Source organism: Pectobacterium sp. 1950-15, assembly GCF_037136835.1.
In the GTDB taxonomy this organism is placed as follows: Bacteria; Pseudomonadota; Gammaproteobacteria; order Enterobacterales; family Enterobacteriaceae; genus Pectobacterium.
The window spans coordinates 125,715-150,962 of the sequence record NZ_JBBBQR010000011.1; the positions used below are offsets into that span (position 1 = coordinate 125,715).

A 25,248-nucleotide genomic window follows, 5' to 3' on the forward strand; every position below is an offset into this window, starting at 1 on the left:
TTTCAGTTTGTACTGCCCGTTTTTAAGTTTGTACTGATAGTGTTACGTAAGAAAAGCTGCCACACTCGCGTAGTGGGGGATGTGCGCTAGACAGGTGGCGGTTGGCTACATACAATTTCGCTATGGTCTGTCTTGCCAGCCGTCCCGCGGTCAGGATTATGTTTACGGGCGGATGGCGACACCGTTGGGTGTTGGTTACAGAGTCCGAAAGCCAGCGTTAACCGATCTTTGCCTTGTTGCGATTAAAAGGGGTTTGAAGAATGTCATTTGAAGTGTTTGAAAAGCTGGAAGCGAAAGTTCAGCAGGCGATTGATACCATCACGCTGTTGCAAATGGAAATTGAAGAGCTGAAAGAGCAGAACAATGCGCTGTCGCAGGATGTTCAGGCGGCTGCGGGTTCACGTGAAGCGCTGGTGCGCGAGAACGAACAGTTGAAAGAAGAGCAAGTGGTATGGCAAGAGCGCCTGCGCGCGCTGTTAGGCAAAATGGAAGAAGTCTAATAGGACTTGTCGGCTCAGGCGACGGAATCGATTATCGATTGAGCCAAATAAAAAAGGGCGTATATCGCCCTTTTTTGTGATGACATTGCCGCGATAAAAACGCGGAGATTCAACGGGGATTATTCAATATCCAGCGGGTCTTCCGCCAAAATAATACCGGTGTTATCGGCATACAAATGGTCACCGGAGAAGAAGGTTACGCCACCGAAGTTGACGCGAATATCGCTCTCGCCGATGCCTTCGCTGCCTGCGCCGACCGGAATAGCCGCCATCGCCTGAATACCGATATCCAACTCAGCCAAGTCGTCAACCTGACGCACTGCGCCATACACGACAATGCCTTCCCATTCGTTTTGCGTCGCCAGCCGGGCGATTTCCGCGTTGATCAACGCACGGCGCACGGAGCCCCCGCCATCGACCAGCAGCACGCGCCCGAGGCCGTTCTCTTCAAGGAGATCGAAAAGCAGGCCGTTATCCTCAAAACATTTCACCGTGGTGATTTTGCCACCAAATGAAGTACGCCCGCCAAAGTTAGAGAACAGAGGCTCAACAACATTCACCTCTTCGTGATAGATATCGCACAGTTCGGAAGTATCGTATTTCATAGGATTAACGTCTGTTTGCCGCTGGAATCATGAGTATATCCCTTTCTGGCGGCTGTTGGCAAAATCATCAAATGTTAACTTGATGCGCATCAGTAAATACGTGCCGCTTTTCGCCTGCGCTCACTTTACCCGCACTAACTCAGTATCACGCCAACGGCGAACAGAATGTTGGTCAGCAGCGCGCCTTTCACCGTTTTTTCCAACATCGGACGCATGCTGAATGCGCTGGTTTCACGCAGCACATAGCGCGCCTGTTTAATCAGCAACGGGAGCGTCAGAATAAAAAGCCAGCCCGCCAGGCTGTGCAGATAAAATGTTGCAAACAGACCGAGACAAACCGGCGCCAGCAACAGCAGCATCGTGTGGTAGAAACGCGCTTTTTCCGCGCCGAGGCGCACAGCCAGCGTGTTCTTGCCACTGATGCGATCGTTGTCGATATCGCGCAGGTTATTGATGTTCAATACTGCTGTTGCCAACAAACCGCAGGCCGTCGCAGGGAGCATGACGATGCTGTCGAAGTGGCCGGTTTGCAGATAATACGACCCGGCGACGCTGAGCCAGCCGAAAAAGATCAGCACCGAGATATCGCCGAGCCCAATGTAACCATAGGGTTTATTACCGACGGTATAGGTGATGGCGGCGAAAATCGCCAGCAGCCCCAGAATCAGGAAACCAAAGATATCCGCCGGCTTTTCACACGCCAGAATCACCAGACTCACGCCGGAAATGATGGTAAGCACGACCGTCACGATCAGCGCATTGCGCAGCTGCGTCAGCGTAATGGCGCCGGTCTGGATGCCGCGCAGCGGCCCGATACGGTCCTCGGTATCGCTGCCTTTTACCGCATCCCCATAGTCGTTAGCCAGATTGGAAAGGATTTGCAGCAGTCCGGCGGTCAACAACGCCAGTAATGCTACGCCCGGTTTAAAGCTGCTATGCCAGCTCGCAATCGCCGAGCCAGTGACGATAGATGCGAAAGCGAGTGGCAACGTTTTTGGACGCAGACTATCCAGCCAGGCTTTGGTTTTGCTGCTATGGGTTGATAAGGTCATGGTGCGCTTCAATTTTTATTGACGATCCAATTGCGTGAATCATCCGTTTATAAACAAGAAAAGTCAGTGATGGCGGCGTCAGAAACAAAAGTGGGAGGCCAACGCCTCCCACTTTATCGTTAATCGTGCGATCCGCGAAAACGGATTATAAGATAAATCGACTCAGATCTTCATCTGCTACTAATTCATCCAGATGATTACGTACGTAATCTGCGTCAATGGTAACGCTTTGACCGTTCATTTCGCTGGCGTCATAAGAAACGTCTTCGATCAGACGCTCCATCACGGTATGCAGACGGCGCGCGCCGATATTCTCGGTGCTTTCGTTTACCTGCCAGGCGGCTTCGGCAATGCGGCGGATACCATCAGCGGTGAACGAAATATCCACACCTTCCGTCGCCATCAGCGCTTTGTACTGTTCGGTCAGCGAAGCGCTCGGCTCTGTCAGGATACGCTCAAAATCTTCCGTCGTCAGCGCCTGCAATTCCACGCGAATCGGCAGACGTCCCTGCAATTCTGGAATCAGATCGGACGGGCTGGCAACCTGGAATGCGCCGGAGGCGATAAACAGGATGTGGTCGGTTTTGACCATACCGTGCTTGGTAGACACAGTGCAGCCTTCAACCAGCGGCAGCAGGTCACGCTGAACGCCTTCACGAGAAACATCCGGGCCGGAGCTTTCGCCACGCTTACAGATTTTGTCGATCTCGTCGATGAACACGATACCGTGCTGCTCAACGGCCTCAATCGCCTGCTGTTTCAGCTCTTCCGGATTCACCAGCTTGGCGGCTTCTTCTTCCACCAGTAGTTTGAACGCGTCTTTGATTTTGATCTTGCGGGCTTTTTGTTTCTGGCCTGCCAGATTCTGGAACATGGACTGTAGCTGGTTGGTCATCTCTTCCATGCCCGGCGGAGCCATGATCTCGACGCCAACGGGTGCGGCAGCCAGATCGATCTCGATCTCTTTGTCGTCCAACTGGCCTTCACGCAGTTTCTTACGGAATGCCTGACGCGCAGCGGAAGGTTCTGGTGTGCTTTCTGCCTGACCCCAGTTGTTTTTCGCTGGTGGAATCAGCACGTCCAGAATGCGGTCTTCTGCCATCTCTTCCGCACGGAAGCGGTTTTTTTCGATGGACTGGAGGCGCACCATCTTGATCGCGGAATCCGTCAGATCGCGGATGATGGAGTCAACTTCTTTACCTACATAGCCCACTTCGGTGAATTTAGTGGCTTCCACTTTGATGAACGGCGCATTGGCGAGCTTCGCCAGACGGCGAGCAATTTCGGTTTTACCGACGCCGGTCGGGCCGATCATGAGAATATTTTTAGGCGTCACTTCATGACGAAGTGCTTCGTCCAACTGCATACGGCGCCAGCGGTTACGCAGCGCGATGGAAACGGCGCGTTTCGCTTTATGCTGGCCGATGATATAGCTGTCGAGTTCGCTGACTATCTCGCGCGGGGTCATTTCAGACATAGTTGATCCTTACGCCTTGGAGGCTAATTCTTCTATCGTGTGGAACTGGTTGGTATAGATACAGATGTCGCCAGCAATCCCCAGAGATTTCTCGACGATATCACGTGCACCCAGCTCGGTGTTTTCCAGCAACGCACGTGCGGCGGCCTGCGCATAAGGACCACCGGAACCAATAGCGATCAGGTCATTTTCAGGCTGCACGACATCGCCATTACCGGTAATGATCAGCGAGGCATTTTCGTCCGCGACGGCCAGTAGTGCTTCCAGTTTGCGTAGCATACGGTCGGTACGCCAGTCTTTCGCCAGCTCGACAGCGGCTTTCACCAGATGACCCTGGTGTAATTCCAGCTTACGTTCAAAAAGCTCAAAAAGGGTGAAGGCATCCGCCGTGCCGCCTGCGAAACCAGCAATGACGCGGTCATGGTAGAGACGACGTACCTTACGCACGTTGCCTTTCATCACGGTGTTGCCCAGAGTGGCTTGTCCATCACCGCCAATGACCACCTGGCCATTGCGGCGTACGCTTACAATTGTTGTCACGAGTCAGTCCCCGTTTGAAGAAAAAGATCCCCGCATGATTCGGGGCGCATTGATGTTATAGATGGGGGAAGGCGTGGGGTTTTTCAACCCCCGCTGGCAAGAGGAATACAGTTTGATGCGCCCGCGCTTTTCAGGCGTTGGATCATGCTATCCGCGGCAGCACGGTTGTTGTAAGGCCCCAGCATAATACGGTTCCAGCCGCCGTTAGAGGTGATGCGGCTTTCGATACCGGCAAATGCCAGCTGCGCTCTCACTGATTCGGCAGGGTCCATGGTTTTGAAGGAACCACACTGAATCGCCCAACGTTGAGTTTTCTCGGCTTTTGGCGCTTCAGGCTGTTTGACCGGCTGTTGCTTCGGCGCTTCCTGTTTTGGTGCTTCTTGTCTTGGCGTTTCTTGTCTTGGAACAACAGGCGTCGTTTGCGTGACCGCTGGTGCACGCGTTGCGGGCTGTGTTGTCACAACAGGCGGCTGCTGCATCGGTTGCGTCGACGGCTTAATCGTTACCTGAGAGCGCGGAACCTGCGTCTGGTCGTTATACGGCACCTCAGAGAGCTGCGTTGGCTGACGACGCATATCAGACTGCATCTGTTCTAACAATTGGCGCTGTTCATCGGTCAACTGTACCGGCGAGCGGATCTCACCACCTGCAGAAGGCTCCGTTGGCGTTGTGACGCCCAACTGACGATTTTCCAGCTCTTTGATGTAGCGCCAGCGTTCTTCCGGCTTAGGTGGCAGCCCATTACCTTTGCCCACGTTTTGATGCGGCAGAACGGGGGACTCGTCCGGTTTGTTATGGGCGATAAAGTACAGACCGCCCGCGAAGGTGACCAAAACGGCAACAGCGAGTGCGATCATCGTTTTTGATGCACCTGAAGCCTTGCCTTTTTTTCGGCTATTTGTCGTTTTCCGACGCGTCCCTGATGAACGTCCCCGGCTCACGTAGTCTCTTTGTGCCACTGTTGTTTCGCTGTGAATTTATAAGTAAATAACATAATTAGGGGGTCATGTTACTGAACCCTCAAATATTTGACCAGCACCTGAAGTCTTAAAGCCTGTTACGGGCGTAATTCGGCGCGGCGACGCTGTCGCGTATAACCAGTTCGCTGGACAACAGACGGGAACCGCTTTGTACCGTGTTGCCTTGCAACTGCTCTAAGAGTAGCAGCATTGCCTCGCGTCCGATCTGATAACGCGGTTGGGCGACAGAAGTCAGCGGGGGCCAGCAGTACTGTGCCTGTTCGATATCGTCAAAACCGATGACGGAGAGGTCGCGCGGGATATCCAGTCCCATCTTTCTGGCCTGCGCCAGTACGCCCAGCGCCATAAGATCGCTATGACAGAAAATCGCGCTGGGCGGCTGTGGGTGCTGCATCAGCGCAATCAGGCCATTTATTCCGGTTTCGTAGGTGAAATCACCGCGAAAGATATACTGATTATCGATAAGAATCCCGTTGCGCCGCAGGGCTTGAATATAGCCCTGTAGGCGATATTGGCTCAGGTGCATGTGCTCTGGGCCGGCAATACAGGCGATGCGCTGGTGACCCGCCTGATGCAGATAATGTACGGCTTCAAAGGCGGCGGTCAGGTTATCGATATGCACTGTGGGCAGAGCCAGATCCGGTGAAAACTCATTCGCCATCACCATTGGCGGCAGATTACGCTGCTCTTCCTGGCCTGCGTCAAACGGCAGATTAGAGCCGAGTAACAGCATGCCGTCGATCTGCTTGGTAATAATCAGGTCGACGAAGGTTTTTTCTTTCTGATGCTGGTGGGCGCAGTCGCCAATCAACACCAGATAGCCGTGTTCGGCTGCCGTTTCCTCGATCCCGCGAAATATTTCAGAGAAATAAGGATCGCAAATATCTGGCACGATCGTCAGGATCGTGCGTGACTCGTTACGCTTGAGGTTCCTGTTGAGCGCGTGGGGCGAATAGCCAACGGCGATGACGGCCTGCTCGACCTTCCTGCGGGTGGTCGCAGAGACTTTTTCTGGGTTCATTAACGTTCGGGATACGGTTGCGGTGGAAACGCCCGCCTCATCCGCCACGTCTTTCATCGTCGCCGTGGTGACGCCTTTCTTCTGCTTCAACGCTTTTCTCCTTGCGTCAGCGTTAACTGGCGCTGACTGTCAGCAGAACGCTCCTGCCTGCTGACTCTCTATGATAACGGGTAACGCTTTTCGGTGCAGTATGCCGATGGAGTGGCGCTATGCGTCAGTACACGACCAGCCTCAGCATACTGCCTGCGCCGACAGTGATAACAGATTGAACGCAGGTTTTGTTGCTTAATTTGCACAGAAAGTGTGATGAATATCGTGTTCTCGACGCCGCTCGCAAAAAAGGCGTGGCAAAAAAACGAAATGATCTAACAGGAAACGCTAACCGTCCGTGGGGTCGACATCCAGCATCCATTTCACTTTACGTGCCTGCGGCAGCGTGCCGATCAGCGCCATTGAGGTTCTGACCAGTTTTTGTAATAGCGCTCGGGAAGGGTGCTGTAGCAAGAGCTGCCAGCGGAAGCGCCCCGCACGTTTTGGCTGTAAGGCAGGGACTGGGCCCAACAGCCAGAGTGATTCATCCCGCAGCGGGCTTGCTTCCAGTAAATTACGCAGCTGCTGGAGGAATAACGCGGCCTGCTGATTATCGTGATCGTCAGCGCGGAAGAGGATATGGCTGGTAAACGGCGGCAGAAAAACGCTTTTCCGTTCGGTAAGTGCCTGGCTGGCAAAGGCATCGTAGCCCTGTTGCAGCAGCGTTTGTAATAGCGGATGTTCCGGGTGGTGAGTTTGCAACGCCACTTCGCCTGCCTTGCCTGCACGTCCCGCGCGACCCGCCACCTGAGTATAGAGCTGGGCAAAACGCTCTGCCGCGCGGAAATCGGCAGAGAACAGCGAACCGTCCACATCCAGTAGGGCAACCAGCGTTACGTCAGGGAAGTGGTGGCCTTTCGCCAACATTTGTGTGCCGATGAGAAGACGTGCGCCGCCCTGCCTGACCTGCGAGAGCTGTTGCTCAAGCGCCCCTTTGCGGCTGGTGGTATCACGGTCGATGCGGGTGATCGGAACATCGGGAAAGATCGGCGCAAGGCTTTGCTCAAGCTGCTCGGTGCCCAGACCGACGGGCACCATATTCGTCGAGCCGCAGCTGGGGCACTGCTGCGGCACCGGGCGCTGGCTGTCACAGTGGTGGCAGCGCAACATCTTCTGATGCTGGTGATAGGTATAGTAGTGATCGCAACGCTGACACTCGGCAATCCAGCCACATTCGTGGCACATCACCACCGGGGCGAATCCGCGCCGATTAAGGAACAAAATGACCTGATTATCGTTCGTCAAATGATGGCGGATGCGAGTAATCAGCGGTTGAGATAACCCCGCCGTTAGCGGCAGCCCTTTCAGATCGATAACGTGCTGTTTGGCCAGCGCGGCATTGCCCGCTCGTTTGGTCAGGTTCAGACGACGATATTTGCCGATCTGGACGTTATACAGCGTTTCCAGCGCGGGCGTCGCCGTCCCCATAACGATGGGAATGTCTTCCTCTCTGGCGCGGAATACCGCCAAATCGCGGGCGTGATAGCGCCAGCCTTCCTGCTGTTTATAGGAGCTGTCGTGTTCCTCATCGATCACAATCAGCCCCAAACGGGCAAAGGGCGTAAATAACGCTGATCGCGTCCCGATAACGATGGCCGCTTCGCCACTGCGAGCGCGTAGCCAGACGGCCAAGCGTTCGCTGTCGTTGAGTGCCGAGTGCAGTACATCCACCGGCGCGTTAAAGCGTTCGCGAAAGCGGGCGATGGTTTGCGGCGTCAGGCCAATTTCCGGCACTAACACCAGCGCTTGCTTGCCCTGCGCCAGTACGTTCTCCAGCACGCTGAGATAGACTTCGGTTTTGCCCGAACCGGTGATACCCGCGAGCAGCCAGGCGGCAAAGTGGTTATCTTCGCTGCGGATCGCACCGACGGCAGTAGCCTGTTCGGTGTTCAGACGCAGCCGGTCAGTTGCCAGACTAAAGCTTTGACGCCAGTCATGAAGCGTTTGCTCCGCAGCCTGTAATTCGCATAGCCCTTTGCTACGCAGTGCCTGCAACGCCGTTTCCGTCAGCCCGATTTCGCTCACCTGGTGGCGATAAAGCGGCGACTGAAGTAAAGCTGCCAGCGCCTGCTGCTGCTTCACGGCGCGTTTGAGCGTGCTGAGCGGCGTCGCCCGACCTTGTTCGGTGGCAAACCATTGCCAGAGTGGGGCGCGGTGTGCGGGTTTTCCCTGACGCAGGAGGATCGGCAGCGCGTGGAACAGCACTTCGCCAATCGGGTAGTGATAGTACTCAACGGCCCACAGCAAAATGCGCCACAGGCTGGGGGGGAACAGCGGCTGCTCGTCCAGCACGTCATGCACGGGTTTTAATTGCTCAAGCGGAAGTTCGCTGGTGTCGCTCAGCGCGGTAATAATGCCGATCGCTTTACGGTTACCAAAGGAGACGCTGACGCGCGCGCCGACCTGCGGAGCGATGCCTCCGGCGGGTAGCAAATAATCGAATGTACGTGCCAATGGCACGGGCAAAGCGACCTGAGCGACAGACATAACTTCTCCGTGATAGTCGACGTAGATTGGCGCGGCGATCAATGACATAACCGAGTGGTCTGTATCATGCGCGACGCGGGGTGAAAATAACGCAAGGCGCTAGTGTACATGCTGCAAGGGATAATGTGTGGATGCGATTGCATCAGGGTAGCGGATTCTGTATGATCCGCCGCCATTGTGCCGTTTGCATAATGAAACTTACTTATACAACTTTCGTGTGGTGTCTGGCGGAACAGGGCTGGATAGCGACACGGCCTTAACTGAGGTTTCCCCATGAAAAAAGGTATTCACCCTAATTATTCTGCAGTTACTGTAACTTGCTCTTGCGGTAACGTGATTAAAACCCATTCTACCGTGGGTCGTGACCTGAACCTGGACGTTTGTGGCGAATGCCACCCGTTCTACACCGGTAAACAACGTGATGTTGCAACGGGTGGTCGTGTTGACCGCTTCAACAAGCGTTTCTCCGTACCAGGCACTAAAAAATAAGTTTTACTGGTCAATTGGCACTGTCCTTTTTGGCATTGCCCCTTTTGACATAGTAACTTTCGACAAAGGCACCGACAGGTGCCTTTGTTGTTTCTGGCGTGTCAGCATTGTTCATCAAGAAATTGTTCATCGGGAAGACGAAATTCGCTCTAATGCCGCCTGTGCAAGAAAACCCGAACGACTTTTAAATTCTGGATTACTCGCCACACAACGATCAATGCGGTCAATCAGCGATTTGGGCAATGTAACGTTAATTTTTTCTGAGCCACCCATTAAACGAGTTACATCAATATCAACAACCGCCCACGTGTATCCTGCATACTCAGACCCTTTTGCTAACTGACCTACTGTTGATACGGTGGGAATATCCTGACCCATCTCAACCAGTAGCTCGATATGTCCGGTAATCGCTTCTTTAGCATTCGCGATAGCATCGTCTAGCGTATCGCCTGCAGAAAAACAGCCCGGTAAATCTGGTACTGTTACGCCGTATGCATGAGTATCGTCGCCTGCTTCAATTGCAATGGGATAAAACATAATTCAGCCTCTTCGAGTCAGCGATGATCATATTCCTGCCTGTTTCCTGATGCTTTTTACCGTACCTATTGGTAAATCCTTCTTGGGGTGGGGGATTGTGACTAATCCCGGTTTGCTGGGGGGCATAAAATGGTGGTGGCTTCCGTTCACTCGTATCAGATCCCACCCATCGGCCTTGATTTCTGCGATTAACGTCCTGCTATCCATCCCTGCACTCCGCTCCCTTTTATTAAATAACAATAACCCCAATAACTCCGGCAGGCAACATTTTAGAGTTATTGGAGTTATTTTGAACTTACATTTTTCATCCCTGCTGACGTTTTACCAGCATCCCCAGAACGAAGATGCCGCCTAATCCCGCCGTAATAATCCCGATGGGCAATTCCTGTGGTGCCAGTAGCTGCCGGCTGAGCCAATCGCCACCGCACAGCAGTATCGCACCTAGTACGGCTGTCATTGGCAGAAGCCTCTTGTGTAGCACGCCGCTCAGCGGGCGGGCCAGATGGGGAATCATCAGGCCGATAAAACCGATCACGCCGGTCAGCGCAACCAGTAGCGAGGTGGCAAAAGCGCAGCAGATGAAAATTTCCACCCGAACACGAGACAGGTTAACCCCCATTGAGGCCGCGGTTTGTCCGCCAGCCAGCAGAGCATCAAGCGCACGCCAGCGTAGGGCTGTGAGGCCGAATAGCAGCAGAACGCTGAACACCGCAAAAGGTAACGTGTCCCAACGGGCAAGGCCCAGCCCGCCCAGCGACCAGAAAAGAATCGAGCTGGCGGCCCGCTGATCGCCGGAAAACACCAGATAGTTCGTCAGTGCGCCGAACAGAAACGAGATCGCCAATCCGCAAATGATCAGACGTTCTGCACCGCGCGCCTGTTGCAGCAGGAACAACACCGTCACGGCGACGGCCGATAAAATACCGCCACAGAAAGCCGCCATCGGCAGCGCCCAGTCACCGAGTTGTTCGCCAAAACGGGTGATAACGGCGACCGCCCCCGCCGAGGCACCGGCAGACAGACCAAACAGAAAAGGGTCGGCCAGATCGTTACGGGTTGCCGTTTGCAAAAAGGCTCCGACCATCGCCAACCCCGCACCGCACAGTGCCGCCAGCAGGCTGCGGGGAATGCGCAGTTCCAGAATGATACGTGACGTCATCGGCGAGACATCCGCCGATGATAACCCTAAGACGCTGGCGACCTGCGTGAGGGGAATTGTCGTGCTGCCTGTCGCAATATTTACCAGCATCAGCCCGACCAGTATCAGCAGCGCAATAACGAAGGTTGCGGCATAACGTGAAGACGTTGGGCTCACTGAAAGGCATCCGGGTAGAGTGCGTGCGCCAGTTTATCGACGGCCGCGATATTCGCCGGCCCCGGAGTGAGCTCCGCATATTGCAGCTTCAGATAGCGATGCTGCTGTACGGCGGGGGTAAATTTCATCAGCGGGTGTGATTCCAGAAAACGTCTTAACGCATCTGCGCCATTGCCCGTCTGGTAATCCAGCAAAATAATAAAATCAGGCTCGCGTGCCGCTACGCCTTCCCACGATGTCGAGGCCCAGCTCGTTTCCATATCGTCCATGACGTTCTTGCCGCCCGCCGCCTCAATGATGGCAGTTGGCATGGCAAATTTCCCGCTGGTAAACGGCTTATCGTCGCCAGAGTCATACAGGAAAACCGTCTGTTTTGGCCGATCGCCAATACGGGTTTGCAGGGCAGCAATATGCTGTTTCCAGCCGTCAATCTGTTCCTGAGCTTGTTCCTGCTTACCGAAGATCTTCCCCAGTTTCAGCATGTCGCCGTAGAGCAGATCCATGCTGGCTCGCGGACGCTGCTGCTGCGGTTCGGTGAAAACGCAGCTTTCGCTGAGCACCAGCGTCTGAATGCCATATTTTTTCAGCGCTTGCGGCGTGACTTCACCACCGACTTTCATGCCGTAGTTCCACCCTGCAAAGAAGAAATCCGGGTGTACGGCCAGCAGGTTTTCCAACGTTGGGTACTTTGCTGCCAGCTCAGGGATCGTGCCCTGCTGTTTGATAAAGTCAGGGGGGGCTTTATACCAGCCAGTGATACCCGTCAGCCCGACAATACTTTTTTGCAACCCAAGTGCAAATGCCATTTCCGTCATATTCAGGTCATGAATAACGGCACGCTGCGGCGGCTGGGTGAACGTTAACGGTTGCCCACAGCTGTCGACCGTGACCGGAAAACCAGAGGCGTTCGCCCAGCACGACGTCAATGCCAGCAGTCCAGACAGAAGCGTTATTTTCATCAGAATTCCTTAGTGCAGTTCAGGGGCTTCAAAGATGCGAATGGGCGAGCCGTTTATCGGATGCGGCACCGTAAAACTCTCCATCCCAAAGACGGATTTCACACAGTCGGCGCTCAGCGCGTGTGCAGGCGTTCCCCAGCGGAGTAGCGTGCCCTGTTGCAAAACGGCGACGCGATCGGCAAAGGGCGTGATGAGGGGCAGGTCGTGCAGCACTGCCAGCGTTGAAATGCCGCGTTTCCGTACCAGAGACAGCAGCTGTGCGCGCGCCAACGGATCGAGGTGGTTTGTCGGTTCATCCAGCAGCAGGAGCTGCGGCGTTTGCGCAAAAGCGCGCGCCAGCGCGGCGCGTTGACGCTCCCCACCGGAGAGCGTGCCTAGCAGGCGGTGGCGCAGTGGTAATAATCCGGTATCGTCCAGCGCTTCTTCGATGAGCTGGCGATCGTACGCAGGCGTGCTGAATCCGTGATGGGGAATCCGCCCCAGAGCGACATATTCCGCGACCCGCAGACGCAGATCTGGCGTATCATTCTGCGCCAGAATCGCGATGCGCTTTGCTCGCTCATGGCGGCTGAGCGTATTCAGCGGCTGACCGTTCAGATGAATGTATCCCGTTGTCGTGCCGAGCTCGCTGGTTAACACACGTAGCAGCGTGGATTTGCCGCTGCCGTTGGGCCCAATCAGCGCTAAACGTTCACCCGCCTGCATGGACAGAGAAATATCACTGAGCCTCGGTGCGCGATTGGCGTCGGCAACGGAAACATGGTGCAGCTGTAGCAGCACGGGGCTGGCGGAGAGAGGCTCTGTCATGATGCGGGCATATCACCGTTATAGGTTAAAAGTGATATGTTATAACATAACAAATTAAATGCAATCCCGATTCACAGCGTGAGTGGAAGACGAAGCGTTCGGAAGAAGTGCGAGCGGTGGAGGGGCGAGGTTTTAGAGGTTAATGAAGAGTGATGTGTTGAGCGGGATTCTCTGCATAGCAAAACCCCGCCGGAGAAGGCGGGGTTAGCGAGAAAATCGATAGCGCAAACGCGATCAGTATTCCCACGTATCCGGGTCGATACCCATTTCGCGCATGATGATTTTCGCGGCTTCAGGAATTTCATCGCTGCGTTCTTTACGCAGGTCTTCGTCATTCGGTAACGGTTGACCCGTGAACGCGTGCAGAAACGCTTCGCACAGCAGTTCGCTGTTGGTGGCGTGGCGCAGGTTGTTCACCTGACGACGCGTGCGTTCGTCAGTCAGTATCTTTAATACTTTCAGAGGGATAGATACTGTTATCTTCTTGACTTGCTCGCTTTTTTTACCGTGTTCAGCGTAAGGGCTGACATACTCGCCGTTCCACTCAGCCATGGGATACCTTAAAAATTAATCTAATGAAGACAGCATCTGTCATGAAATGCCACGATTCTAACGGTTATTCTGCCTGTGCTCAATCTATACGCAAAGAGGTTTAGATGTCTAGATGTATTGACGTCTATTGAAACTGCGTTTACTCTTAAGTTCCTATCTTTTCAGCCTCCAGCCAGGAAATGAGCCGATGACGCGTAAACAGGCAACGATCGCAGTCCGCAGTGGGTTAAATGATGATGAACAGTATGGCTGCGTCGTCCCCCCCATTCACCTTTCCAGCACGTATAACTTTACCGGGTTCAACCAGCCACGCGCACACGACTATTCGCGTCGCGGTAACCCCACGCGTGATGTCGTACAGCGTGCGCTTGCCGAACTGGAAGGTGGCGCAGGTGCGGTAATGACGAGCAGCGGAATGTCGGCGATTATGCTGGTTTGTACGGTGTTCCTGCGTCCCGGCGATTTGCTGGTGGCGCCGCATGATTGCTACGGCGGCAGCTATCGTCTGTTTGACAGCCTGAATAAGCGCGGCGCGTTTCGCGTCAAATTTGTCGATCAAAGTGATACCGCTGCACTCAACGCGGCGCTGGCAGAAAAGCCGAAGCTGGTGCTGGTGGAAAGCCCGAGCAATCCGCTGTTGCGTGTCGTGGATATTGCCGCGATTTGTCAGGCTGCGCGTGAAGCGGGTGCGGTTAGCGTGGTGGATAACACTTTCCTGAGCCCGGCGTTGCAGAAGCCGCTGGAGCTGGGTGCCGATCTGGTGGTGCATTCGTGCACCAAGTACCTGAATGGCCACTCTGATGTGGTGGCGGGTGCGGTAATCGCCAAAGATGCCGATACCATTACTGAATTGGCCTGGTGGGCGAACAATATCGGTGTCACAGGCGCGGCGTTTGACAGCTATCTGTTGCTGCGCGGCCTGCGTACTCTGGCGCCGCGCATGGCAGCCGCGCAGCGTAACGCGCAACAAATCGTTGAATTCTTACAGACGCAGCCGCTGGTGAAGGCGTTGTACCATCCTTCACTGCCGAACAATCCCGGTCATGATATTGCCCGCCGTCAACAATCTGGCTTTGGCGCTATGCTAAGTTTTGAGCTGGATGGTGATGAAGATACCCTGCGGCGTTTTCTGGCATCGCTGGAGCTGTTCACGCTGGCGGAATCGCTGGGCGGGGTTGAAAGTCTCATTTCTCATGCGGCAACGATGACGCATGCCGGTATGGCGCCAGAAGCGCGTGCCGCGGCGGGTATCTCTGAAACATTACTGCGTATTTCCACTGGCATTGAAGACGGCGATGATCTGGTTGCCGATCTGGATCGTGCGTTTCAAGCCGCAGCCAAGAGGTAAGAATGAGTGCATTAGGAGTAGCGCCATCGGTAACGGGCCGACAACTGCATAAGTTTGGCGGTAGCAGTCTGGCCGATGTGAAGTGTTACCTGCGCGTAGCTGGTATTATGGCGGAGTATAGCCACCCCGGTGATTTGATGGTGGTGTCTGCCGCGGGCAGTACCACAAACCAACTGATTAGCTGGTTGAAACTCAGTCAGAGCGATCGTCTGTCGGCGCATCAGGTGCAGCAGGCGTTACGCCGCTATCACAGCGAACTGATTGCCGGCCTCCTGCCTGCGCAAACGGCAGAGACGCTGACCGCTCAGTTTATTCGCGATCTGGAGCGGTTGGCTACGCTGCTGGATGGCAAGATTACCGATGCCGTTTACGCCGAAGTTGTCGGACACGGTGAAATCTGGTCGGCTCGTCTGATGTCCGCCGTATTGAATCAGTCGGATATGAATGCGGCCTGGCTGGATGCGCGCGACTTTCTCTGTGCAGAACGTGCCGCGCAGCCGCAGGTTGATGAAGGTCGTTCCTGGCCGCTGTTGCAGCAATATCTGACGCAACACGCAGGGCAGCGTTTAGTGGTAACGGGTTTTATCTGTCGTAATAACGCGGGTGAAACGGTGCTGCTGGGGCGCAACGGAAGTGACTACTCCGCCACGCAAATTGGTGCGCTGGCGGGGGTTGAACGTGTGACTATCTGGAGCGACGTCGCTGGGGTTTATAGCGCCGATCCACGCAAAGTGAAAGACGCCTGTCTGCTGCCGCTGCTGCGGTTGGATGAAGCCAGTGAGCTGGCGCGTCTGGCTGCGCCGGTACTGCATACGCGTACGTTGCAGCCTGTTTCCGGCAGCGATATCGACCTACAACTGCGTTGCAGTTATCAGCCTGAACAGGGGTCGACGCGTATCGAACGCGTGCTGGCCTCGGGCTCGGGTGCCAAAATTGTCACCAGCCACGATGACGTGTGCCTGATTGAAGTTCAGGTTCCTTCAGAACACGATTTCGCGCTGCTACAAAAAGAAGTCGAACAGCTTCTGAACCGTGCGCAGCTGAAACCGCTGGCAATCGGCGCTCATCAGGATCGTAACCTGCTGCAACTGTGCTACACCTCTGAAGTGGTGGATAGCGCGCTGCAGCTGCTGGTACAGGCCTCGCTGCCGGTTGAACTCAACCAGCGTGACGGACTGGCGATGGTTGCGATGGTTGGTGCGGGCGTGGGTAAAAACCCGCTGCATAGCCACCGTTTCTATCAGCAGTTGAAAGATCAGCCGATTGAATTTGTCCGCCAGGCCGATGATGGCATCAGTCTGGTGGCGGTGCTGCGTGTCGGCCCGACGGAGCACTTGATTCGCGGGCTGCACCATTCGCTGTTCCGGGCAGAGAAGCGCATCGGTCTGGTGCTGTTCGGCAAAGGCAATATTGGTTCACGCTGGCTGGAGCTGTTTGCGCGTGAGCAGAGCAATCTGTCTGCACGTACTGGCTTTGAATTTGTCCTGGCTGGCGTGGTGGACAGTACGCGCAGCCTGCTGAACTATGATGGATTGGATGCCAGCCGCGCGTTGGCTTTCTTCGAAAGTGAAGCGCAGGAGCGAGATGGCGAAGATCTGTTTCTGTGGATGCGGGCGCACCCCTTTGATGATTTGGTGGTGTTGGACGTCACCGCCAGTGAGTCGGTCGCCGATCTGTATCTGGATTTTGCCAGCTATGGTTTCCACGTCATCAGTGCCAACAAACTGGCAGGCGCATCTGGTGGCAATAACTATCGCCAGATCCGCGATGCGTTTGCGAAAACGGATCGCCACTGGTTGTATAACGCAACCGTGGGCGCGGGTTTGCCGGTCAATTTTGCGGTACGCGATCTGCGGGAAAGCGGCGACAGTATTCTGGCGATTAGCGGGATTTTCTCCGGCACGCTCTCCTGGCTGTTCTTGCAGTTCGACGGCACCGTGCCGTTCACCGAACTGGTCGATCAGGCTTGTCAGCAGGGGTTGACCGAGCCGGATCCACGCGTTGACCTCTCCGGTCAGGACGTCATGCGTAAGCTGGTGATTCTGGCGCGTGAGGCGGGCTATGATATTGAGCCTAGTCAGGTTCGGGTTGAGTCGCTGGTGCCGTCGGGTTGTGAACAGGGTTCCGTCGACTACTTCTTCGAGAACGGCGATTCGCTTAACGATCAGATGCTGCGCCGTCTGGAAGCGGCACAGGAGATGGGGCTGGTTCTGCGTCACGTCGCACGCTTTGACAGCAACGGGAAAGCGCGCGTGGGCGTTGAAGCCGTTCGCCCCGATCATCCTCTGGCGTCGCTGTTACCGGGTGATAACGTGTTTGCGATTGAAAGCCGCTGGTATCGGGATAACCCGCTGGTTATCCGTGGGCCGGGCGCGGGGCGCGATGTGACAGCAGGAGCGCTTCAGTCTGACCTGAACCGCTTGGCGCAGTTGTTGTAGAACCTGTTGTAAGCGCGACATACCGTTGGCCGTCTCTTAGTCATATTTTTATGCAGACCAAGAGACGGTTTCGTGCGCCACAACCCCGCCATTTTCATGCTACCTCGTAGCAAACGCCCGACACGGGGCGGCTCACGCGCCGCTCGCCCCGTGACCCCTGGCTTTCCGGCGAAAATTATGCCGCTGACGCGGTGCCTTCTTCGATATCCGGCTTAACGGACCGCTTGCGACACGTTCCCTACGTGGCGCAAGCTTGAGCCGCTTCCCTGCGGCTCATCCTAAGCCTGCTATCTCTTCAGCATAATTTTTTACGCCGGATAATGGCAAACTCCGCAGAGCTTTCGCGCACTTATATAAGGCGAGCGTTTAGAGTATTTCCCCATATTCCCCACCAGTCGTGTCATTGAAATGTCATGGTGACAACACGCCACTGACACGATGTCACCGCACAATCAGCGCATTGTTTGATTATCGTGGAATGCACAGCTGTGCAAAAAACAACTTCCTCTGCGGCATCACCGCACATTGTCATCGACCACCTACACGTTGGATACGGCACGACCGTCGTATTGAACGATATCCATCTGGAGATTGCACAGGGCGAATTCGTGGCATTGCTCGGTTCGTCAGGATGCGGCAAGACGACGTTACTGCGTACGGTCGCTGGGTTCTCGTCACCGAGAGCGGGAGCGATTCGCGTTAACGGGCAGGATATGACGCAAGCGCCGCCGGAGAAACGCGGAATGGCGCTGGTGTTTCAGAGTTACGCGCTGTGGCCGCATATGACGGTGGCACAGCATATTGCTTACGGGCTGCGTTTACGCCGCGTACCGCGTGCGGAGATTGCCAGCCGTGTGGCGGAACTGGAAACCATGCTTGGGTTGACGGGGTTGAGCGCCCGTAAGCCTGCGGAGCTGTCCGGTGGGCAGCGTCAGCGCGTCGCCTTGGGGCGTGCACTGGCGGTGAGGCCCGATATTTTACTGCTGGACGAACCGCTCTCCAATCTGGATGCCCGCATTCGCCTACAGCTGCGTGATGAGATCCGTGCGCTGCAACAGCGGCTGGGATTGACTGCCATCCACGTGACGCACGATCGCGAAGAAGCGATGGTGATGGCAGATCGCATCGTGATTTTGAATCAGGGCCGCATCATGCAGGCGGGTAGCCCGCAAGAGGTGTACCACCATCCGGCCAGTTCGTTTGTCGCGGCGTTTATGGGCGCAGAGAATCGGCTGGTGCTGGACGCGCGTTATGACGGCGATATGCTGATGATTTCCGGTGATGCCGAAAGTCATTCGCTGGTGCCGGCGAATACGTCGCTACCGCCCGGCCCAATAGAAGCACGTTTTCGTGCGGAAGCGGCATGTCTTTACGATGCAGCCGATGTTCCGCTCATCCAGCCGGGTGTGTTGATGCGCTACGGCACGGTACAGGCACAAAGCTACCCCGGCGGATACTGGCTACATACGATTTCCAGCGGCACCTGGCGGATACAGGTCCATGCGACGCATCCCTATGCCATCGGGCAGCGGGTTGCGGTGCAGATCCCTGCCGAGGCGCTGTTTCTTTTCCCACTGGCAGAAGAGGCTACGTCTTCGTCGGCGGTACCCGATACCACTTCACGTTATTCCCCGCTTCCCGGCCTGACGGCCTGATCCTGAATTGGAGACAAATGAGATGAAACGCATTTTTGCTGCAACGCTGATGATGAGTACACCACTGGCTGCTGTACAGGCTCAGGAATTAACGGTGTTGACGGCGGGTGACCAGAATATGGTCGACTATGTCAATGAATATCTGGGGCCGCTGTTTGAGAAACAGCATCCCGGCGTAAAAGTACGCGCAGTCGGCACCGGACCGGGTGATGCGGGGTCGCAGAAGATTCTTGAGCGTTTCAATGCACAGCAGGCTGCGGGTGCCAAAGTCTGGGACACCGATGTGGCGGTCGTGCATGAGAAATTTGTCGGTCCGATGGTGCAAAAAGGCGACCTGCTGAAATATCGCGATGATATTGCCAGCGGTAAGCTGGTTAGCATGGCTGCGGCGGATAAAGCCATGGGAACGGACGTAAAAGGCTATGTCATGCCGATGTTCAGCAGCCAGACAGCGCTGGCCTATAACCCCAGCATGGTAGCGAACCCACCTAAAAGCTATGACGAAATCCAACAGTGGGCCGCCGCGAATCCGAAAATGTTCGGCTACAACGGGATTAAAGGCGGCGCGTCGGGCGTGAGCTTCGTGATGGGCTGGATTTACGCTTACGGCGGCGATGCCCAGAAGCTGATGAACGGGCCGTTTGACGAAGCGGAAGCGCAGAAATGGCAGCCAGCGTTTGAACGGCTGAAAGCCTTTAACAAGAACGTGACGTTAACGCCGGGTAACGCTGGCACGCTCGATATGTTGAGTCGTGGTGAAATTGCCATGGGACCGGTGTGGGTCGACATGTTCTATTCCTGGAAAGCGAGCGGACAGCTGCCGGACAATTTCAAATTGCTGCTGCCTGCGCCCGGTATGCCGGGGCAGCCGATGCACTATGTCATCCCCGCTCAGGCACCAAACCGCGAACTGGCTAAGCAGTTTGTCGAACTGGCAACCAGCGCCAAAGTACAGGCTGAAGGGATTGTGGAACGCTTTAACTGGTATCCGGGGATCGATGCCAAGTACGTTCAGGCCGAGCTGAAACCCGCAGTCTGGCAACGTCTGTTCACGGACGTGACGCCTGATGAGCTGGCGAGCAAAGGAAAGACGTTCCCTATCGCGCCTTACCACACCGCGATTTTGAACGCCTATGAGCAGGCGATGGCGAAGTAATTATACCCGTCATACTTCAAGCTGCTTGTGCGTTGGCCGCCCTTACTCACCCCAGTCACTTACCTGAGTAAGCTCCTGGGGACTCGTGCGGTTGCCGCCTTAATGCAACTCGAATTATTTAGGGTATATACACTTAGTACCACATGCGCTCTGGCGGGATGAAGCCAGAGCGCGGAGATATTCATGTTGCAAGTATCCCAATTTTCTTCCCGACTGGCGGGTATCGCACTTGTGCTCCCCGCGCTGGCGGTGGTGGCGGTCTGTTTTATCACGCCGCTGGGGCTGTCGGTTGGGGGCGCTTTTGTTAGCCAGAATGGCGTGGGCATTGATAATTTTGTCACGGCATTGACGCTGTATCTGCCCGATATCCTGTTTACCTTACTGATTGTGAGCCTCGCGACGCTGCTGATCGGCCTGCTGTCGGTCATGATCGGCGGTTACCTGACCTTAGGTGAAAGCCCACGTATGGTGGCGTTACTGCGCTGGGTCTATCGCTGGCCGTTGTTTATTCCGTTTATCGTGACCGGGCAAATTTTACGCACGTTTCTGGCCAAAAACGGCTGGCTGAATGGCGCACTGGATACGCTCGGCATTGTCGATATGGCCAGCGCCAGCAACTGGCTGGACTGGCGCGGCATCGTGTTCGCCTTTGTCTGGAAACAGACGCCGTTTGTGGCGCTGCTGGTCGCGGGTGCGATGGCGTCACTGGATCGCACGATGATTGAGTCTGCCCGTAACTTAGGCGCGTCGCGCTTGCGTATTCTGTGTGAAATTGTCGTGCCTCAGGTTGGGCAAACGCTGCTCACCGGGCTCATTCTCTCTTTCGTCACCATGATGTCGGTGCTGTCCGTACCGATGATGATCAATGCCCAGTCGCCGACGATGTTAACCGCCAATATTGCCTTTCGCATTAACGCCTACGGCGATTATGGCGTGGCGAATGCGTTGGGGGTAATTTCCCTGCTGATGACTGGCCTGTTTGCTGTGATTTATCTCCGCCTGAACATGAGGGATAAAGCATGAAGAACGTACTGTGGTGGATCCCGAGAATGCTGATTCTGGGGACGCTGATTTTCTTGATCTTTGGGCCATTGGCTAACCTCCTGCTGTGGTCGGTGGCGGAAAAATGGTTCTATCCTCATCTGTTGCCCAATGACTGGGGCTTCGCCTTCTGGAAGCGGGTATTTTCACCGCGCGGGGTGGCTTGGGAAGCGTTGGGGAATAGCGTGCTGGTGGCGGTGTTCACCGTGCTGGCCTCGCTGTCGCTGGCGATTCCGGCGGGATATGCGCTGGCACGCCTGCCGCTGCCTGCTCGTGGATTGATACTGCTGGTCTTCCTGATCCCGCAGGCGTTTCCGAATCTGACGGTGTACGTCAATATCGCTCGCCTGTTCTATCAGTGGGGGCTAAACGGCACGCTGCTGGGCGTGGTGCTGGTTCACACGGTTCACGGACTGGTGTTTGCCGTCTGGATTGCCTCGGCGGCGTTCTCGGCGGTGGGGCGTGAAATGGAGCAGGCGGCACGATCGATTGGTGCCGGACCGTGGCGTGCCTTTGTCGATATCACCCTGCCGCTGGCTATGCCGGGGCTGATGGCGTCCGCCATCTTTGTTTTCCTCGAATCGCTGGATGAATTTACCGGCAGCTATTTCGTGGGAGCACCAGATGTGCAGATGATGCCGCTGCTGCTCTATACCGCTGGAGCGGGCGGCAACTACCAGATCGCTTCTATTACCGCGCTGGTGCTGCTGATCCCTTCTGTGCTGTTCATGCTGGTAGTGGAGCGTTTTTTGAAGGCCGATGTCATGGCAAGGATAGGGAAATGACGGTGGGTAAACAGGGCTACGTCAGCGCACAGGATGTCGCGCGCCGGGCTGGTGTATCGCGCTCGGCGGTATCCCGCAGTTTTACCCCCGGCGCAAGCGTGTCGGCTGCCACCTATGCCAAGGTGATGACGGCGGCACAGGAGCTGGGCTATCAGGTTAACGATTTAGCGCGTGGCCTGCTGGCGAACAGCAGCCGTCTGGTGGGACTGGTGGTGACGCACCCTGAAGTCGGGTTTCGTGCCAATCTGGTGGCGGAACTGTCGCAGGCGTTAATTCAACGCGGTTCGATTCCTGTTCTCATCAATACCGGCCATGTGCGGGAGGCGATGGCGGCCGCGCGTTCCATTCTGTTTGGTCACCGGGCGGAAGCGACGATTGTGCTTTCCGGCTCGCCACCGAAAGAGTTCGTTGAACTGGCGCAGCTAAACGGTCAGCCGCTGATTGTCATCGGGCGGCACGAACCGGCGTGTGACAGCGTACACATTGATAATGACACCGCAGCTCGTATGGCGGCGCGGTTGTTTGCCTCATCAGGCAGAACGCGTCTGGCGCTGGCCGGAGCGGCTTCGGCAACGCCCAATATCATTGAACGTGAACAGGCGTTTTGTGATGAGGCGCGGGCGTTAGGGCTGCCCGTGGCCGTGGTGCGCGGCGGCGATACGGATTATGGCGACGGGCTGGTAGTCGGGCAGACGCTGTTTTCGCTGCCTGAAGCCGTCAGGCCGGATGCGGTGTTCTGCGTTAACGATTTAGTCGCGTTCGGCGTGATCGATCGCGCAAAGCAGTTTGGGCTTGCCGTTCCGCAGGATCTCATGGTGATCGGATTTGATGATATTCCGGCCGCAGGGTGGGATGCCTATGCGTTGACGACGTTTCGTCAGGATCCCGCCACGATGGCGGCACAGGCGTTGGCGTTGCTCGATCGACGCCATTCTCAGGTACAAGAACCCGCGTGTCGAGCGAAAGTGGCTGCTCCGCTAATCCGCCGCCAGTCGGCGTAACGGTAGTGACGGGCAAGAGCGCGTGGCTAGTGAAAATCGAGGATAATATGAAACTGATTCAACTTTCTGACCTCCATCTGATCGCACAAGGTGGCAAGTTTCATGGGCGCGACCCAGAACAGCAACTGAAAGCAGCGATTGCCGACATCAACGCGCACCACCGCGATGCCGATCTGGTGGTCATCTCCGGCGATCTGTCCGATGACGGCAGTGCGGCATCCTATACGTTTCTGGCCTCAGCGCTGGCTGAATTGCAGGTTCCCTGGTGTGTGACGATGGGGAATCACGACGATCGGGAAATGTTTTTGGCTCAATTCCCGACGCTGGTGGATGAGAACGGGTTTGTGCAGAACGTGACGTCCGTGGGGGACGATTGCGTCATTCTGCTGGACTCGTTGCAGGCCGGTGAAGTGGCCGGAACGCTGTGTTCCGCGCGGCTGGCATGGCTTGAGCGACAGCTTCAGGCAGCGGAAGGCAAGAATGTGTTCCTGTTCCTGCACCATCCTCCGATGTCGATCGGGCTTCCGGCGCTGGATAGCGTGCGATTGGCTCCCGAAGCGGCAGAGGCGTTGTATCAGGTGTGTCACCGTTTCGGCAATGTGCGGCATATTTCCGCAGGGCACGTCCATCGGCCTGCCAGCGGCGGCTGGCGAGGAATATCGTTCAGCACGATACGCGGCACCAATCATCAGTCCGCCCTGCGTTTCGCACCCGGATTTGAGATCAGCCTGGAGGCCCCGCAGTACGCCATTTTTCTGACGACGGAAGAAGGGCACACCGTACATTTTCACGATTTCCCCTGTGGCTGAGGGCGTATTTACCAGGTTATCGTGATTGCACGCAAATAATACAGAGCTCTGTGGGTTTTGCTGTTATCCGGCGTAAAAAATTATGCTGAGGAGATAGCTGGCTTAGGATGAGCCGCAGGACGCGGCGAGAGCTTGCGCCACGTCGGGAACGTGTCGCAAGCGGTCCGTTAAGTCAGATACCGACGAAGGCACCGCGTAGCGGCATAATTCACGCCGAAAGCCTGGGGTCACGGGGCGAGCGGCGCGTGAGCCGCCCCGTGTCGGGCGCGTGCTACGAGGTAGCATGAAAATAGCAACATTATCGCGCACGAAACTGTCTCCGCGTCTCCATAACAATGTGACTACGAGACAGCGCTTTTGCGAGAAACCCATCATGAACTTTTTTCATTTACCGTGAGTAATCATCACCACCTGCTGAGCTGAAAAACGTTGACTCTTTAAGCAGATTACGTCATTTTCTATATAGACGTCTAAACGTATAGACGTGTAGCGAATGATAATAACAATCACGGTCAACGGGGTAGCAGGTATGAGCTTTTTTCACGCAAACCAGCGGGAAGCGCTGAATCAAAGTCTGGCGGAATTGCAGGGGCGAATTAATGTGTCGTTCGAGTTTTTCCCGCCGCGTACCAGCGATATGGAAGAAACCCTGTGGAACTCTATTGATCGGCTGAGCAGCTTGAAACCCAAGTTTGTTTCCGTGACCTACGGGGCGAACTCTGGCGAGCGTGACCGTACTCACAGCATTATCAAAACGATTAAAGAGCGTACAGGTTTGGAAGCCGCGCCTCACCTGACCTGCATTGATGCGTCGCGTGAACAACTGCGTGAAATCGCTCAGGATTACTGGCAGAGCGGTATCCGCCATATTGTTGCGCTGCGTGGCGACTTGCCGCCAGAAGGTGGCAAACCGGATATGTATGCGGCAGATCTGGTTTCCCTGCTGAAAGAGGTTGGCGATTTCGATATTTCCGTTGCCGCCTATCCTGAAGTGCACCCTGAAGCGAAAAGCGCGCAGGCTGACCTGATTAACTTGAAACACAAGATTGACGCCGGCGCGAATCGCGCGATTACACAGTTCTTTTTCGACGTAGAAAGCTATCTGCGATTCCGTGACCGCTGTGTGGCGACGGGCATCGATGTCGAAATTGTGCCGGGCATCCTGCCCGTGTCGAACTTCAAGCAACTGCAAAAGTTTGCCACGATGACGAACGTCCGTGTGCCAAGCTGGATGACGACGATGTTTGACGGTCTGGATAACGATCCCGAAACCCGCAAGATGGTGGGGGCGTCTATCGCGATGGACATGGTGAAAATTCTCAGCCGCGAAGGCGTAAAAGATTTCCATTTCTATACGCTGAACCGCGCGGAGCTGAGCTATGCGATTTGCCATACGCTGGGCGTCCGCCCTGATGTGGCACGCTGAGGCGACACGCAATATTTCAGGAAGAACGAGGCCGCATGCGGTAATGAAGAATAAGGGTATCGGAATACCTGTCAACGTGACTTACAGCGGCCATGAAAAGGGGGAGTCTCAGGGATGAGATTCCTATTCGCACGGCACATCACAGTATGATGGTCACGCGGCGACGTGATTAGCTATC

The 25,248-nt window shown here is 55.5% G+C and carries 24 protein-coding genes; 11 read left to right on the forward strand and 13 right to left on the reverse strand.

Features of this window, described 5'->3' with window-relative positions; genetic code table 11:
• Positions 1–260: 260 nt before the first annotated feature.
• Entirely contained in the window at positions 261–500 is a 240-nt protein-coding gene (gene zapB / locus WCT94_RS13935; protein WP_010281529.1) for a septal ring assembly protein ZapB, read from the forward strand.
• A 119-nt stretch (positions 501–619) separates the two neighbouring features.
• Here zapB and rraA read toward each other — a convergent pair whose 3' ends face one another.
• From rraA to priA, 7 genes are all read right to left on the reverse strand, one after another.
• A complete protein-coding gene (rraA, locus tag WCT94_RS13940) occupies positions 620–1,105 on the reverse strand; it encodes a ribonuclease E activity regulator RraA (protein ID WP_010281528.1) in 486 nt (161 codons plus the stop codon).
• Positions 1,106–1,239: 134 nt separating this feature from the next.
• The gene (locus WCT94_RS13945; protein WP_180779151.1) at positions 1,240–2,157 is read right to left on the reverse strand and encodes a 1,4-dihydroxy-2-naphthoate polyprenyltransferase; all 918 of its coding nucleotides are present in this window, start codon (positions 2,155–2,157) and stop codon (positions 1,240–1,242) included.
• A gap of 145 nt (positions 2,158–2,302) precedes the next feature.
• Positions 2,303–3,634: an HslU--HslV peptidase ATPase subunit gene (hslU, locus tag WCT94_RS13950; RefSeq protein WP_180779152.1), complete on the reverse strand. Its 1,332-nt coding sequence runs from the start codon at positions 3,632–3,634 to the stop codon at positions 2,303–2,305.
• A gap of 9 nt (positions 3,635–3,643) precedes the next feature.
• Positions 3,644–4,174, reverse strand: coding sequence for an ATP-dependent protease subunit HslV (gene hslV / locus WCT94_RS13955; RefSeq protein ID WP_005973334.1), 531 nt, complete (start codon positions 4,172–4,174; stop codon positions 3,644–3,646).
• 83 nt (positions 4,175–4,257) lie between these two features.
• On the reverse strand, positions 4,258–5,133 hold the full coding sequence (ftsN, locus tag WCT94_RS13960; RefSeq protein WP_180779153.1) for a cell division protein FtsN: 876 nt from the start codon (positions 5,131–5,133) through the stop codon (positions 4,258–4,260).
• A gap of 88 nt (positions 5,134–5,221) precedes the next feature.
• Entirely contained in the window at positions 5,222–6,232 is a 1,011-nt protein-coding gene (cytR, locus tag WCT94_RS13965) for a DNA-binding transcriptional regulator CytR (protein WP_431892055.1), read from the reverse strand.
• 321 nt (positions 6,233–6,553) lie between these two features.
• Complete coding sequence (priA, locus tag WCT94_RS13970; RefSeq protein WP_336870035.1) at positions 6,554–8,752, reverse strand: primosomal protein N'; 2,199 nt, start codon at positions 8,750–8,752, stop codon at positions 6,554–6,556.
• A gap of 273 nt (positions 8,753–9,025) precedes the next feature.
• On the opposite strand from priA, the gene rpmE reads away from it, so the two are divergent.
• A complete protein-coding gene (gene rpmE / locus WCT94_RS13975) occupies positions 9,026–9,241 on the forward strand; it encodes a 50S ribosomal protein L31 (RefSeq protein WP_012772907.1) in 216 nt (71 codons plus the stop codon).
• 126 nt (positions 9,242–9,367) lie between these two features.
• On the opposite strand, the gene WCT94_RS13980 is transcribed toward rpmE, so the two are convergent.
• The 6 genes from WCT94_RS13980 to metJ form a co-directional block, all read right to left on the reverse strand.
• Positions 9,368–9,778, reverse strand: coding sequence for a type II toxin-antitoxin system HicB family antitoxin (locus WCT94_RS13980; RefSeq protein ID WP_180779155.1), 411 nt, complete (start codon positions 9,776–9,778; stop codon positions 9,368–9,370).
• A gap of 27 nt (positions 9,779–9,805) precedes the next feature.
• Entirely contained in the window at positions 9,806–9,985 is a 180-nt protein-coding gene (locus tag WCT94_RS13985) for a type II toxin-antitoxin system HicA family toxin (RefSeq protein ID WP_336870036.1), read from the reverse strand.
• Positions 9,986–10,082: 97 nt separating this feature from the next.
• The gene (locus WCT94_RS13990; RefSeq protein ID WP_336870037.1) at positions 10,083–11,093 is read right to left on the reverse strand and encodes a FecCD family ABC transporter permease; all 1,011 of its coding nucleotides are present in this window, start codon (positions 11,091–11,093) and stop codon (positions 10,083–10,085) included.
• Positions 11,090–12,052 carry an ABC transporter substrate-binding protein gene (locus WCT94_RS13995; protein ID WP_336870038.1) on the reverse strand — a complete coding sequence of 321 codons (963 nt, stop codon included), beginning with the start codon at positions 12,050–12,052 and terminating at the stop codon, positions 11,090–11,092. The genes WCT94_RS13990 and WCT94_RS13995 overlap by 4 nt, the downstream gene beginning before the upstream one ends.
• Before the next feature lie 9 nt (positions 12,053–12,061).
• On the reverse strand, positions 12,062–12,859 hold the full coding sequence (locus WCT94_RS14000) for an ABC transporter ATP-binding protein (RefSeq protein ID WP_336870039.1): 798 nt from the start codon (positions 12,857–12,859) through the stop codon (positions 12,062–12,064).
• 234 nt (positions 12,860–13,093) lie between these two features.
• Entirely contained in the window at positions 13,094–13,411 is a 318-nt protein-coding gene (gene metJ, locus WCT94_RS14005; RefSeq protein WP_005973355.1) for a met regulon transcriptional regulator MetJ, read from the reverse strand.
• A 187-nt stretch (positions 13,412–13,598) separates the two neighbouring features.
• Between metJ and metB the strand changes: the two genes are divergently transcribed.
• The 9 genes from metB (at position 13,599) to metF (ending at position 25,070) form a co-directional block, all read left to right on the forward strand.
• A complete protein-coding gene (gene metB, locus WCT94_RS14010; RefSeq protein ID WP_012772912.1) occupies positions 13,599–14,759 on the forward strand; it encodes a cystathionine gamma-synthase in 1,161 nt (386 codons plus the stop codon).
• 2 nt (positions 14,760–14,761) lie between these two features.
• The gene (locus WCT94_RS14015; protein ID WP_336870040.1) at positions 14,762–17,197 is read left to right on the forward strand and encodes a bifunctional aspartate kinase/homoserine dehydrogenase II; all 2,436 of its coding nucleotides are present in this window, start codon (positions 14,762–14,764) and stop codon (positions 17,195–17,197) included.
• 488 nt (positions 17,198–17,685) lie between these two features.
• On the forward strand, positions 17,686–18,852 hold the full coding sequence (locus WCT94_RS14020; protein WP_336870041.1) for an ABC transporter ATP-binding protein: 1,167 nt from the start codon (positions 17,686–17,688) through the stop codon (positions 18,850–18,852).
• Between the two features lie 22 nt (positions 18,853–18,874).
• The gene (locus WCT94_RS14025) at positions 18,875–20,008 is read left to right on the forward strand and encodes an extracellular solute-binding protein (RefSeq protein WP_104209604.1); all 1,134 of its coding nucleotides are present in this window, start codon (positions 18,875–18,877) and stop codon (positions 20,006–20,008) included.
• A gap of 183 nt (positions 20,009–20,191) precedes the next feature.
• A complete protein-coding gene (locus tag WCT94_RS14030; protein WP_039281143.1) occupies positions 20,192–21,031 on the forward strand; it encodes an ABC transporter permease in 840 nt (279 codons plus the stop codon).
• Positions 21,028–21,834: an ABC transporter permease gene (locus WCT94_RS14035; protein WP_039281140.1), complete on the forward strand. Its 807-nt coding sequence runs from the start codon at positions 21,028–21,030 to the stop codon at positions 21,832–21,834. Before WCT94_RS14030 ends, WCT94_RS14035 begins: the two co-directional genes overlap by 4 nt.
• A complete protein-coding gene (locus WCT94_RS14040) occupies positions 21,831–22,835 on the forward strand; it encodes a LacI family DNA-binding transcriptional regulator (protein WP_336870042.1) in 1,005 nt (334 codons plus the stop codon). Before WCT94_RS14035 ends, WCT94_RS14040 begins: the two co-directional genes overlap by 4 nt.
• A complete protein-coding gene (locus tag WCT94_RS14045; RefSeq protein WP_336870043.1) occupies positions 22,787–23,644 on the forward strand; it encodes a phosphodiesterase in 858 nt (285 codons plus the stop codon). The genes WCT94_RS14040 and WCT94_RS14045 overlap by 49 nt, the downstream gene beginning before the upstream one ends.
• A gap of 529 nt (positions 23,645–24,173) precedes the next feature.
• The gene (gene metF, locus WCT94_RS14050; protein ID WP_040043755.1) at positions 24,174–25,070 is read left to right on the forward strand and encodes a methylenetetrahydrofolate reductase; all 897 of its coding nucleotides are present in this window, start codon (positions 24,174–24,176) and stop codon (positions 25,068–25,070) included.
• The last annotated feature ends 178 nt before the right edge of the window (positions 25,071–25,248 follow it).